Source organism: Microcystis panniformis FACHB-1757, from assembly GCF_001264245.1.
Lineage (GTDB): Bacteria > Cyanobacteriota > Cyanobacteriia > Cyanobacteriales > Microcystaceae > Microcystis > Microcystis panniformis.
Genome location: NZ_CP011339.1, coordinates 3389471 through 3402094, shown reverse-complemented (window position 1 = coordinate 3402094; position 12624 = coordinate 3389471). Strand labels below are relative to the sequence as shown.

At 41.1% G+C, this 12624-nt stretch carries 7 protein-coding genes and 1 pseudogene; 2 read left to right on the top strand and 6 right to left on the bottom strand.

Annotated features, from left to right (window positions below; genetic code table 11):
• Positions 1-42 precede the first annotated feature (42 nt).
• On the bottom strand, positions 43-903 hold the full coding sequence (locus VL20_RS16385) for a formylglycine-generating enzyme family protein (protein WP_052277118.1): 861 nt from the start codon (positions 901-903) through the stop codon (positions 43-45).
• Positions 904-1109: 206 nt separating this feature from the next.
• The gene (locus VL20_RS16380) at positions 1110-3536 is read right to left on the bottom strand and encodes a dynamin-like GTPase family protein (RefSeq protein WP_052277117.1); all 2427 of its coding nucleotides are present in this window, start codon (positions 3534-3536) and stop codon (positions 1110-1112) included.
• Positions 3537-3886: 350 nt separating this feature from the next.
• Here VL20_RS16380 and VL20_RS16375 point away from each other — a divergent pair, with 350 nt between their 5' ends.
• On the top strand, positions 3887-5527 hold the full coding sequence (locus tag VL20_RS16375) for a DUF655 domain-containing protein (RefSeq protein ID WP_052277116.1): 1641 nt from the start codon (positions 3887-3889) through the stop codon (positions 5525-5527).
• A 575-nt stretch (positions 5528-6102) separates the two neighbouring features.
• On the opposite strand, the pseudogene VL20_RS16370 reads toward VL20_RS16375, so the two are convergent.
• Positions 6103-7194: pseudogene (locus VL20_RS16370) on the bottom strand (ISAs1 family transposase).
• A gap of 217 nt (positions 7195-7411) precedes the next feature.
• Positions 7412-7822: a lactoylglutathione lyase gene (gene gloA, locus VL20_RS16365; protein ID WP_002758448.1), complete on the bottom strand. Its 411-nt coding sequence runs from the start codon at positions 7820-7822 to the stop codon at positions 7412-7414.
• Between the two features lie 420 nt (positions 7823-8242).
• Here gloA and VL20_RS16360 point away from each other — a divergent pair, with 420 nt between their 5' ends.
• Positions 8243-9403 carry a PulJ/GspJ family protein gene (locus VL20_RS16360; RefSeq protein WP_052277115.1) on the top strand — a complete coding sequence of 387 codons (1161 nt, stop codon included), beginning with the start codon at positions 8243-8245 and terminating at the stop codon, positions 9401-9403.
• A gap of 998 nt (positions 9404-10401) precedes the next feature.
• On the opposite strand, the gene trpE is transcribed toward VL20_RS16360, so the two are convergent.
• Positions 10402-11922 (bottom strand): anthranilate synthase component I, encoded by a 1521-nt coding sequence (gene trpE / locus VL20_RS16355; protein ID WP_052277114.1) that lies wholly within the window; start codon positions 11920-11922, stop codon positions 10402-10404.
• A 134-nt stretch (positions 11923-12056) separates the two neighbouring features.
• Complete coding sequence (locus tag VL20_RS16350) at positions 12057-12482, bottom strand: photosystem I reaction center subunit II PsaD (protein WP_002740397.1); 426 nt, start codon at positions 12480-12482, stop codon at positions 12057-12059.
• Positions 12483-12624 lie beyond the last annotated feature (142 nt).

Sequence of the window (12624 nt, the reverse complement as noted above, 5' to 3'; positions counted from 1 at the left end):
TTCACCTCCCTGTCACCAGTAATCAGTGATCGGTTTTCAGATTTAAGGAGAATTATCGCTAACGACACGAAAACCAATATCATAGAGTCCAGCAGTAGCCAGAAATTTGACTCGGTAGGCCGAGCGACATTTGTTAGGGCCATCATTCCAGGAACCCCCGCGCAAAACTCGTCTGTCCCTATCTTCTATGGTGGCCGCTTCGTAGTTATCGCGCCAGTAATCTGCACACCATTCCCTGACATTTCCGTGCAAATCGTAGAGTCCGAAAGGGTTAGCGACGGCAAACATTCCCACTGGTGTGGTTTCCCTGCGATCGCATCCTAGGGAACCTTCCCCATAACGACCATAACTGCACACTTTCCCGCCATAATCCCAGTCCACCCCCGAATAGTTGGCTAAATCAGTGGAAATTGTCGGGCCAAAGTGGAAGGGGGTTGATGTACCTCCCCGACAAGCGTATTCCCATTCTTTTTCTGCGGGTAAACGATAATTCAGTCCTGTGAGACGGGATAGGCGATCGCAAAATTCCACCGCTTCCCACCAGTTAATTTGTTCTACGGGGCGATCGTAACCTTCAAAATGGGCCGGATAGGGATTAAGTTCAATATTTACTGGTTCTAATTTTGCCACCTCGCGCCATTGTCGTTGGGTAATTGGGTAGCGACTCAGACAAAAAGCCTGAATATTAACCAGAGATTGGGGACTTTGACTCAATTTCCAGCCTAACTCACTTTTGGGCGCACCGATGAGGTATTGACCGCTAGGGATAGAAATCATTTCTAAAAAGGTTTTTTTGCTTAAAAAATACTGATAACCTCGATTAGTGACTTTTTCCCGTTTAATTTCCTCACCTTTGCCATTAACAGTGACCACCTCATCGGTAAAATCTAACCATTCTCCCATTCTGCACCCCTCTATCGGTTATTAGTTGATCGGGTTAAGCTGCGAGTCTGGAAAAATCTCGCAACCCACCAGTTATAAGAATAACAAGACTTCGATCGCTTATCCCCCGATGAGTTTTAATTTTAATTAATTTTTTGCTTTGACAGCAAATCGGTTTTTAACAGATGGATTGTTTCCCCCTACTTTCCACCTTCCCGCTCCCCATATTAATTGCTGGAGTGATTAACAACTTCCGGGACAATCTCTAATTCTTGTTCAACAATTACAGGTAAATGATTTTTCTGTAAACCCATAGCAGTTAAACAAGTATTGAGAGAGTTGATCGCTTGGTTATAATTCTCAATTTTTTGGTTAATTTCTTCCTGTTTGCGGGCATTATTAGCAATTTTTTCCGCCGCTTCCTGTTCTAAGGTTTGTTCTAGATAAGAACGAGCTTGATTGAACTGTTGTAGAATAGTATCGGCTTGTTTTTTTGCCATTGGTATCAATTGATTTTTTAGAGTATTATTAACGGTTTGGCGGAAGTTTTTCTGAATTGTCGCTGATACTTTTGGCTCAAAATCTAACTTAAGTAATTGACGGATAGCAGGTTCAGCATCAAGAATACTTTCACAGTCATAACCTTGGGCAGTTTGTTGGACAGTTTGCCGAAATTGAAAGATAGAAAAAGTGCCTTCGTTGTAAAAATTGTGATTTTCTCTTACATAGCGATCGCACTCTGTTCTCGCTTCGGAAACTAAGGCATGAATTAACTGCTCTTCTAGCTGTTTTAGCTGATTTTCTATGCCACTATCGTTACCCAATAAACGATAAATTTGCCGATAATAATCACCTTGCCTTACCGCATCTAAAAGACGCTGACAAAAGCGACTAATTAAACTGATTGACTCCTCAATCAACACATCTTCTAGCTGGTTAGACAGATAATAAAAAGCTTCTACCAATACTGCTAATAAAGGTGCTGTGGCATTGCGGGGATGGTTTAAAGTCGCTTGCGAGTAGGCATTTTTGACAGAAAAAGTATTTAATAACTCATCCAATCTTGATACCATTCTCGCTTTCAGTTTCTTAAAGTCTTCCTCGAAGTTTTCATCGCTATTAACCACGATAGCATTGACATAACCATCGATATGTTTAGTTAATTTCTCTCCCACTTCCTTTAACTCTTGATTGAGGTGATTTAACTCCAGAGCTTTCATCGCCTCAATTTCTCGTGGTTGACTTTCTAAATCACGATAAATCTCTTGATAATGATTTTTGAGAGTAATGCAGAGAGATTGTAAATCATCAGCTAAAGTTGCAAACAATTGCGGACGCTTTTCCTCCGTGAGATAACGAGTAATTGCCGTGCGAAATTCTGCGATACCACTATCAGCAATTAACTGCTCTAGTAAAGGATTTCCCCACTCGCTTAAAACTCGGAAATAATTTTTATTAGGAGTTTCATAACCGTGGATGGAAACTTTAAAGGGAGTTGCCAGTAATTTACCTGAGTTGGCACAATAGTTATTAAACTCGCTGACAAATTGCGGTGTTTCTTCTTGTCCTCCTAAATTTTTAACACTTTCGGCAAAGATAGAATCTAAACCATAACGCTGATTAATATTGGTTTGATTTTTTACCTGATACCCATAAAATCCTAAAAGTCCGCTGGTTTTGTAGAGGCGGGAAGTATCACGAAATTGCGTTTGAATCAGGTTTTCTAAACGTTGTTTTAGTTGGGCTGCGTACCAGGTTTCATCAATGCGGTTAAAAACATAAAAAACTCGATCACGAATACCAGCATTAGAGCGAATTTTTTCGAGTAATTCCGTTTCTTCTGTGGCTAATTCTCCCGCAGAAGCAGCTTTTAAAACACAAACCACTGCCGAAGTATCAGGATGCTCTATTTTACGATAGGCTAAGGCGGCATCTTTTTTGACTGGGGCATCAATACCGGGCAAATCTACCAAAACGTTACCATCTTTAAGGAGAGGATGATGACAGTAATATTCTAGACGTTTTAAGACGGCACTATTGCTACCACGACGGGCAAAACTTGCCGCTTCTGCTAAATTAGAAAAGTGAAATTGTTCCATGGAATAGGTGGCATTATGCAGCGTATGGATCCGCTCACGATTTTGAGTAAATCCTTCAATTAATAATTTTAAACCCTGAGCTTGTTTAGCTCGCTCGGATTTGCCTTCTCCCCCTTCCTGTTCGATAATTTTTTGACAGTATTGGTTTAACTGGCTACAGTATTCCGGGGAATTAATGTTACTGGGATTGGTTAATTGCAGATTTTGACAGACGGTATCGACTAAAGTACGAATTTCTACTTCGCTGAGAAAGGTTAAAACCACTCTTTCCTCATCAGCTTCTGCGTACTCAATATAACATTCTGTACCCGTTGCGTGTCCTTCGGCACTATAGAGCAATTCTCGCTCTAAAAGTGCATTGATTAACATTGATTTCCCAGCACTAAAAGCACCGGCAAAAACGATTTCAAATTTGGGAGAAATGGCTTTTTGTAGGGCAATTTCTATCTTGCTGTTATCCTGTTGATTGCGGAGAGAGGATTCGCCTTTGAATAGTTCAATTATACTGTTAACATTACCAGCCAGATTACTGCATTGGGGTAAAAGTTCAGTCATGGTAAAACCCAGATCTAGAAGAACAGTGCTATTATTCCCTAGATTATAACAAAATTCACTAACTAGATCTCAGATCTTTGGTCAGCGATTTAAGCAATCAAGGACAAAGTCATCGTCTTCAATCTAGAATCAGGATTGATTAAGTAGTTGGACAAAAGTAAAGTTAACTGTGGGGTAAGGAGTCAGTAGTCAGTAGTCAGTCAGAATTGCGGCAATTTACATTTCTTAAGATAGACAACAGAATTTATGTCCGACTACTTATAATCAATTTAGTACATACCGATTTCCGAGAACCTCCTTAGGTAAAAATTCTCTCCTGACTCCTCCTGAATACTGGGATAATGATAATTATGTGGATAAAAATGGCAATAGATAAATTGAGATTAAAAAAAATTCGGACTATGAAACAGTTAGGATTTTTGTTAGGAACAGTTTTTCTTTTGTGGGGTTGTCATTCTCTCAATGTTATCCAAAATCGTCCCCAACCCTTGCCCCAAGATCCATATATTCAAGTCTATTTTAATTATAATCAGGCCCAGGGTTCAAATTATACCGATCCCTATCGCCAAATTAATCGCCCAGGGGATAATTTAGAACAGGTTATTATTGATAATATTAACTCGGCAAAAAGTTCGATCAATCTAGCGGTGCAAGAGTTACGTTTACCCGCCATCGCTCAAGCTTTAGTTGCTCGTCAGCAGCAGGGAATTAAAGTTAGGGTTATCCTCGAAAATATTTACAATAAACCTATTCATAGTTTAGCTAAAAACCGAGAAAAATCAAGCGATCGAGAACAGGAACGTTATCAAAATATTTTTGATTTAGTTGATATAAATCGAGATGGTAAATTAAGTCCAGAGGAAATCGCCCAAAGAGATGCAATTACTATCCTCAAAAAAGCTGGTATTCCCCTAATTGATGATAGTGCAGATCGCTCAAAAGGTAGTGGTTTAATGCACCATAAATTCATGGTTATTGATAATTACACTACTTTAATCAGTTCAGCTAACTATACCTTAAGTGATATTCATGGAGACTTTTCTAATCCCAAAACTGTCGGGAATGCCAATCACTTATTAGTAATTACTAATCCCCCACTAGCTAGAGTTTTTCAAAGAGAATTTAATCTGATGTGGGGAAGGGAAGATAGTCCTAAATTTGGCTTAGATAAACCCCAGAGAAAACCACAAACAATTACTATCGGTAATAGTAGTCTGACGGTCAAATTTTCCCCCGATTCTACCGCTTATCCCTGGGCAATTACTAGCAATGGTCTGATCGGTGAAACTTTAAATAAAGCTAAAAAATCCGTGAATTTAGCCCTGTTTGTCCTGACGGAACAGCCTTTGGCTAATATTCTCGCCCAACGACATCAAAAAGGGATAGAAATTAAAGCTTTAATTGATCCTAGTTTTGCCTTCCGATACTATAGCGAAGGATTAGATTTATTAGGAGTTGCTCTCAGTAATAAATGTCGTTATGAACCAGATAATCAGCCTTGGCAAAACCCAATTAATACCCTAGGAGTTCCCGCTCTAGCCCCGGGAGATAAATTACACCATAAATTCGGTTTAATCGATGATAAAATTGTGATTACTGGTTCTCATAATTGGTCAAAAGCTGCTAACCATCAAAATGATGAAGCTTTAGTTATTATCGATAATCCCACCGTTGCTGCTCATTTCGATCGAGAATTTCAATATCTTTACCGTACCGCTAAATTAGGACTGCCGGAAACTATTAAAAATCGGATCGAACAGGATAGAAAAAACTGCCCCCAATCTGTAACAATTAAAAGCGATCGCTTAATTAATTTAAACACTGCCACAAAAGAAGAATTAGATACTTTACCCGGTATCAGTGGCAAATTAGCCGAAAAAATTATCGCAGCCCGGCAAGAAAAACCCTTTACTTCCCTAGAAGATTTGGATCGAGTATCGGGAATCGGTAAGGGAAAAATTAACAAGCTCAAAGGCAAAGTCAGCTGGTGATGATTGCTTCGTCTGTATTTTTAGCCACAGACAAAAACGGCTCTTCGTTACTTGTTATGGTTCGATAGGGGGGCATAAATCGACTAAATCCTTATCTGGCAAGAGACTTAATTGATTAGTTCGCTCTAGATAAAAAACAATTGACAAAAATCGCTAAATCCCTTTCTATATAAGGGTTCCATCCCTTATAACCCCCGTCCATTGCATAACACAAACCGAAGAGCCACAAAAACTAGCAATTTTCCCTTGTTACGGCAAGCTAAGTAGGTAGGTGTTAAAATCGTCAGCCCCCCTTATTAAGGGGGATCCCCCCACCTATCGGCACCCCCCTTATTAAGGGTAGGGCTGTTTCATTTAAATTAAGTATAGCTGATTTTGAGTCAATAAATTTGACCGAAGATTCTCAAGTTTATCTTGTTCTAACCAAAAGAGTTAGTCACAATAACTAATCTTTAATCCTCTGCCAAATTTATTATGAATAAATTGATAAAGCTTGTTCCCAAGCCACTAAAAGCCTATCTCTCTTCAAATTGTCTGAGAGTACATCCTGTTAATTTAGATAATTTTTCTGCTTCTTACGTCGATAAAACTATCAGTTTTTCCCAACGTTCAGCTAACCACCTCTGTCCCTCTGTTATTGAGAGAAAACCCAAACCTCTGAAAAGATTCAATCCTATATTTGTGAGAATTGACCAATTGCTGGCCGCTTGAAAATCACTAATTTCGCTTTTATCTTCCTCAAAAATTACATCTTTTACCCAATGTAACTGATTTTCTATTTTCCAGTGTCCTCGAATAATTTTAGCAAATACTTCGGCGGATTCGGTTAGGCTACTGATATAGTAAGCTGTTTCTTCATAGGTTTTATCCCCGCGACTACCCCTTCTTTCTACTTTAATAACTCTTCGCAGATTTTCAAACCCTTGTCTTTCATTGTTCCTCACTTTAAAAACTTCTATTTTTCTTGATATTTTTCGTCCATGACTATTATCTTGTTCAAGAAAGCAACTTTCTGGCTTTGAGGAATTACTCAGGTCTTGTATTCGCTGATCAAGATTTTTCTGATTTCCTTTAACGGTGATAACATAATCATTTTTAGTCTTGGCTATTAAGCTGATTGTTTTTTTCTGACAGTGTAAAGCATCCCCGGTAAAAACTTGATTTTGGAGAGAGCAATCCTCAATTATAGCTTGACCTTCGTTGATTTCAGACCCTTTTTTGTTTTCGATTCTTTTTAAGTGTAATACTAAGCCACTTTCTTGACTAAACAATGAGACAAACATGATAAAATTTTGTTGTTCATTATTAGGATTCTTTAGGGTGTTTTTGAGACTTTTTCCATCCATCCCTAGCCAATTTATGTCATCTCTTTGTCCATATTCTTCTAATGCCCATTCATTAAACATTTTTAACAAACTCTGCCAGTCAACTCCCATCATTACCCTTCTAATTGTTGAATAGGACGGGACTCTTTCTGGAATTATGTTAAATTCTTGACTGAGCCTGTGCCGATTATTTTTAGCAAACTCTCCTAGTTCTCTCTAACCTGAGTATCCTAGCATTGTTCCCAGTATTATTACTACTAATACTATCCATAAAGGGTGTCTTTTTCCTTTATCTTTCCGAAAGTCCTTGACTTGTTTCAGTTTTTCTATTAAGCTCAACATATCTTTCAAAAGTTCGCGTTCACTTCTCATTTTACAAAGACAGTGATCGCTTTTACTTTTGATATTCTGATGGGAGAATGAAACAGCCCTACCTTATTAAGGGGGGACTAAGGGGGGATCGGCACCCCCCTTATCAAGGGGGGCAGGGGGGATCGAACCTAAAATCCATTTTTAACTTAATTATAACCAGCTACTTAAGTTTTTGACGACAATAAATTTAAGCCGTGGCCACGGCAGCACCCTGGGTTCCTAATTGAATTAACTCGATCTTGTAGCCATTAGGATCTTCCACGAAAGCAATCACCGTAGAACCGTGTTTCATCGGGCCCGGTTCCCTGGTGACATTGCCACCAAGAGCTTTAATTTTCTCACAGGTGCTATAGATATCATCCACGCCTAGGGCAATATGACCGTAAGCATTACCGACTTCGTAGCGATCGACTCCCCAATTATAGGTCAGTTCGATGACAGCATGATTAGCCTCATCGCCATAACCGACGAAAGCGAGGGTAAATTGACCATTGGGATAGTCTTTCTGACGCAATAACTTCATTCCTAGCACATCGCAGTAAAATTGTAGAGATTCCTGCAAGTTATTGACCCGGAGCATGGTGTGTAAGAGACGCATGATTATTTAGATGACATCGATCGAAAAATTACCTATCCTTGATTGTAACCAGTCCTTGGGCCTTCTTATCTCCTTGAGGGTCAACCATTCAACTAATACAAATGTACAAAAACTCACTCACTCCCAAAAGCGATTAATAGCTGTAACCAAAATCACCTTTCTGGCCATATTTCAATTACTATCTATGGGATTTTCTTAGGCTATGATGTAGTTATTGGTGAAGTTAGTCAGGTCGAGACATTTTTGATCGGGAGTTTTCTAGGGAAATTTTGAAGGTAGTAGGTAGTAGTAAATTTTCAGTGGTTTCCGAAAACCCCTTTCGACTTAATTGACCAGTAGTTTAATAAAACCTCTGTGACTGCAATAAATGTTAAATATTTAGGGGAGTACAGAACAGAGAAATTGGGACGGGTTAAAGCTATGCGTTTTTATTTGGAGTATATCAATCACTTAGGTCGTTTACAGAAAAAATCCGCTCATCGTCGTCTGCAAGCGGGTTTCACGATTACAGAAGTTTTACTAGCAGGTTTGATGATGCTGATTGCCGTCTTGGTGTCGGGAAATGGCGTAATTAACCTGCTCAGAAGCAATTATCGAGCTAATGCTAATAGTGAAATCCAAAATAATCTTAATCGTACTCTAGAGTTTGTTTCAGATGAAGTGAGACGAGCAAGTAGAATCGCTAATTCTGAAAAGCAGATCAAGAGTAAGAACGTACCCACAGGAGCGCGACCAGTTCTAGCTTTCCAAATTCCCGACCCCAACAATCCGGGTCAGGCGCTCCCCGATCAGATCGTTTACTATACCCAGATCCCTAGAACTGATGATAGCTTGACCGGTCCACGAGTCCTGTGGCGCTTCGGTCCGAACTTGGACGCTAATGGCAACTACATCACCCCCGACAATATTGATACTTGGCAACGTTCCCCCGTCACCGATATGTTAGCAGCGCCTGCTAATAACCCCAATTGTCCTGGGAATTTTAACCGAATCCCCGCCCTTGGCGACGATTTTTATACCTGTGTTCGCGAGGGTCGTGGTAATCAAGTGATTTTGAATGCCAACGCTCAGGTAAATATGACTACCAATGAGGAAGTTAACTACTTTGTCAGCACCGGAGTTTTCCCCAGAGCTGCCTTGCCATTATTCCGCATAGTCAAACCTTATAATCTCGACGTAGATACTGGGGGTACCAAAGCAACTCTACCCATCCTTACCGTGTCAGCAACTGTTACAGCTAAAGTTATTCAAGGATCAACTTGTACATTCAGTTCTTCCGAACCTTACTGCGGTGTTGTTACTGCACCTGACAAATATTTGCCCGGGGTACCGGAAAAACCTTTGGATTCACCTGTTCCTGCAGATGCTGGAGATGGCATTGTGGTTCATGTGAATGGGTTGCGTAATGCCTATGAGGATCCTGGAAAGCAAACCGTACCGGATGTATATGCCTCTGATCATAATGGCAGTTTACCTCCAGGCATCGATCCCCTTACTAATAACCAAATTTTATTCGTGTTTACGACTAACACGACTCCACCAGACTCCTATTCGATTTTAGTAACCATTGAACCCAAGTAGCTAGGGTTTGCGGCAAAAAGTTTGTTGGTGGGGTTAGGAGTCAGTTATCAGTTATCAGTTATCAGTTATCAGTTCACTGAGAAAACTCCCCACACCCGTTACAGTAGAGCAGGAAGTCGCCTTCCCACCCCCTGCTTCAAAACCGGACTTACGACTTTCGCCGTATCCGGCTCCTGAGTAACTAGGCTACTGTCATTAGTAGAATAATAATGGGAATTATTATTTCCTTGTCTATTCAACTCTCTTGGCTGTATCCCCACCAGACAAGATTGTTGGTTTTAGGGCGTATATGACCGTTGATTGTTGCTTAGACTTCCTAGTTACCCGTCCTTTGTCAGCATATCTTTGATATTACTCAAAGCCTTGGCTTTTAAGGACATCCTCTCCCTCTATTGACTTGCGGATGGTTTCCTACTGCCCCAAACGGGCAGAGTCAATCAGGGTTACTTCGTTCCCTATAACCATTGGTTGAACCGTATTTGATGATACTGTCCACAACAGAGTAACGGGAATGCCTTACTGATAGTGGTATGAGCTATCAGCCCCAACTCTGTTAACTTTTGTTTCGAGCCTGTCAGCCTTTTGGCTCGTGGGTGTTGACGATGGTTAATTCGTATCTTCGCCCCAGGGCTATCCATAGGTTCTGGCTCAACGGGTTTCTGATTTAGGCTATCAGATACCGCTTTTTTTCCTCGCTCACTACCTCAGATGTACCAAGTCTAAAGCAGCAGGAAATGCCGTCACTCTAGGCATCTAGAGGACAGGACTAAGGTTATTACTAACCCGCACCTGTATGGTTATAAAGTTATCAAGGTACTACATTTACCAAGCGGCTAATCCTCTAAACGTCTTACTGTCTAGTTTCTAGCCAACGAATCGCACCACACCCCACACCCTGTCCCCAGGAAAAACTTTTTGCCGCAAACCCCAGTTAGTTAACCCTATTCCTGCTCAGAAATCATGGCAAAATCCTCTTAACTGGATCTGGGCTAAAAAATCTAACTTAAACAGCGAATTGCCTCCAATAAACCCCTCGCTTTGTTGAGGGTTTCTTCATACTCTTTCTCCGGCTCAGAATCAGCGACTAACCCTGCTCCCGCCTGCACAGAAACCAGATAATTTTGATTACCTTGGGGACGAACAATCATAGTGCGAATTGTGATGGCACTATTTAACTGTCCCTCGAAATCGTAGTAACCATAAACCCCTGAATAGGGACCGCGACGACAGGGTTCTAATTCATGAATAATTTCCATAGCACGAATTTTCGGGGCCCCACTGACGGTTCCCGCGGGAAAACAAGCTTTTAATAAATCCCAAGCACTTTTATTGGTGGCTAAATACCCCACCACATTACTAACAATGTGCATAACGTGGGAATAACGTTCAATGATCATTAATTCATCCACTTTAACCGTACCTCGATCGCACACCCGACCTAGATCATTTCTCCCCAAATCCACTAACATAATATGCTCGGCAATTTCTTTGGGATCTTGCAATAAATCCGTTGCTAAAGCTTGGTCTTCACTCAAGTTTTGTCCCCGGCGACGGGTGCCAGCAATTGGTCTGACCGTAGCCTTTATTTTACCTAATTCGTCCCGTTCTGCCTTAACCATCACTTCAGGACTAGAGCCAATAATTTGCCAATCCTTAAAGTTATAAAAAGCCATGTAAGGAGAAGGATTAATCAGACGCAAGGAACGATATAAATCGAAGGGATGACCCTGATAATTAGCATTTAAACGCTGGGAAATAACCACCTGAAAAATATCCCCCGCTTTGATGTAATCCTTCGCTTTCAAGACATTTTGACAGAATTTTTCCTGAGTTGTATTGCTTTCATAGACTAATTCTTTTCCCTGACCAACGGGTAATAATTCCAAGGTTTTGGCATTAGTTGGTAGGGGTAATCGTAACTTCAGAACTAACTGTGTCACTCGATCGCAGGCCGCTTGATAAGCGGCCGCTAAATCGGGATTATTACCCCGAATATCGGCATAAGCGATCGCCCAGATTTTCCGTTTAACTTGATCGAAAATAATCAGATTATCCACCTGCATCCAAATACCATCCGGTAGATCGGCATCCGTAGCGGGATAAATAGGCACTCGCGGTTCAATCCAATTAATTAATTCATAACCCCAAAAACCAAATAAACCCCCTATTCCCGCAGGTAATTGCGGCAATTTAACCGGCACGATCGGGGCTAAACATTGGGTTAAAATCTCGAAAGGATCCCCCGAAAAAATCTCTTGAGAACCATCGCGAAAAGTCTGGGTGGTGGTGTTTCCCCGTGCTTCTAATACCCAGACGGGATCGCCTCCTAAAAAGCTGTAGCGTCCCAAGGTTTCGCCCCCTTCCACCGACTCTAATAAAAAATTGTAGGCTTGATCGGCACAAACTTTATACCAGGCCGAAACGGGTGTTTCTAGGTCAGCGATCCATTCTTGATAGACAGGAATAAAGTTACCTTGGCCAGCGAGTTGACGAAAGCGATCAAAGTCGGGGAAGATCATATTTTGATGGTTCAAGAAACGGATAGCACAACACTTGTAGCCGATTGCGATCAGAGAAATCGAGAGTCAGAAGTTAAATCTTGGGGCTAAATAGCTTCTAAATCTAACTCCCCACTCTCGATTTTAGGGATTATTTATGCTTCGTAGGGAGTGACACCAGAGAACTTAATTGTCGCTGGTTCGGGGTTTTTGCCGATATTGCGGTCTTTTTTGCCGAAAAATTCACGACCGGCGTTAACTTTTTCGGGGAAGACACCATCAGCGGGGTGGAGATACTGCACTTCACCACTGGGGTAAATCCGATAGATTTTGTAATCTTCGATTTTGGGCTTAAATTTCGTCCGGAATTGGGTACCAAGAGCGAGCGCGTGTTCTTTGCGGGCCAAATAGAGGAGATTTTCGCCTTCGTTCATGATAGCGGCGCCACCGGTGGGCATTTCAAAGACTTGTTCTTTGCTGCTTGTCCAGGTGATGGCGTACTTTTCTTCCAGATCGGCTTTGGCGAGTAAACCGCCCGTGCTGCCACCGAACTTAGGAGCTTTTCCAGAAAGTTCTGTCATAGGATTTTGTTCTCTCTACAAAAATAAAGAAAAGGGGTTTTAGGGAATCCTATCACTGACACCCCCCCTCTCTAGTAGTCTTGTCAAGAACTGTAACATTATTTTGTACTAGACTATAGAACTAAGCTGCTGGCCGATCGCC

What these genes read in the sequence shown, in the direction of transcription:
- VL20_RS16385 (WP_052277118.1), bottom strand. Translation starts at nt 903, where the DNA reads ATGGGAGAATGGTTAGATTTTACCGATGAGGTGGTCACTGTTAATGGC.
- VL20_RS16380 (WP_052277117.1), bottom strand. Translation starts at nt 3,536, where the DNA reads ATGACTGAACTTTTACCCCAATGCAGTAATCTGGCTGGTAATGTTAAC.
- VL20_RS16375 (WP_052277116.1), top strand. Translation starts at nt 3,887, where the DNA reads ATGTGGATAAAAATGGCAATAGATAAATTGAGATTAAAAAAAATTCGG.
- gloA (WP_002758448.1), bottom strand. Translation starts at nt 7,822, where the DNA reads ATGCGTCTCTTACACACCATGCTCCGGGTCAATAACTTGCAGGAATCT.
- VL20_RS16360 (WP_052277115.1), top strand. Translation starts at nt 8,243, where the DNA reads ATGCGTTTTTATTTGGAGTATATCAATCACTTAGGTCGTTTACAGAAA.
- trpE (WP_052277114.1), bottom strand. Translation starts at nt 11,922, where the DNA reads ATGATCTTCCCCGACTTTGATCGCTTTCGTCAACTCGCTGGCCAAGGT.
- VL20_RS16350 (WP_002740397.1), bottom strand. Translation starts at nt 12,482, where the DNA reads ATGACAGAACTTTCTGGAAAAGCTCCTAAGTTCGGTGGCAGCACGGGC.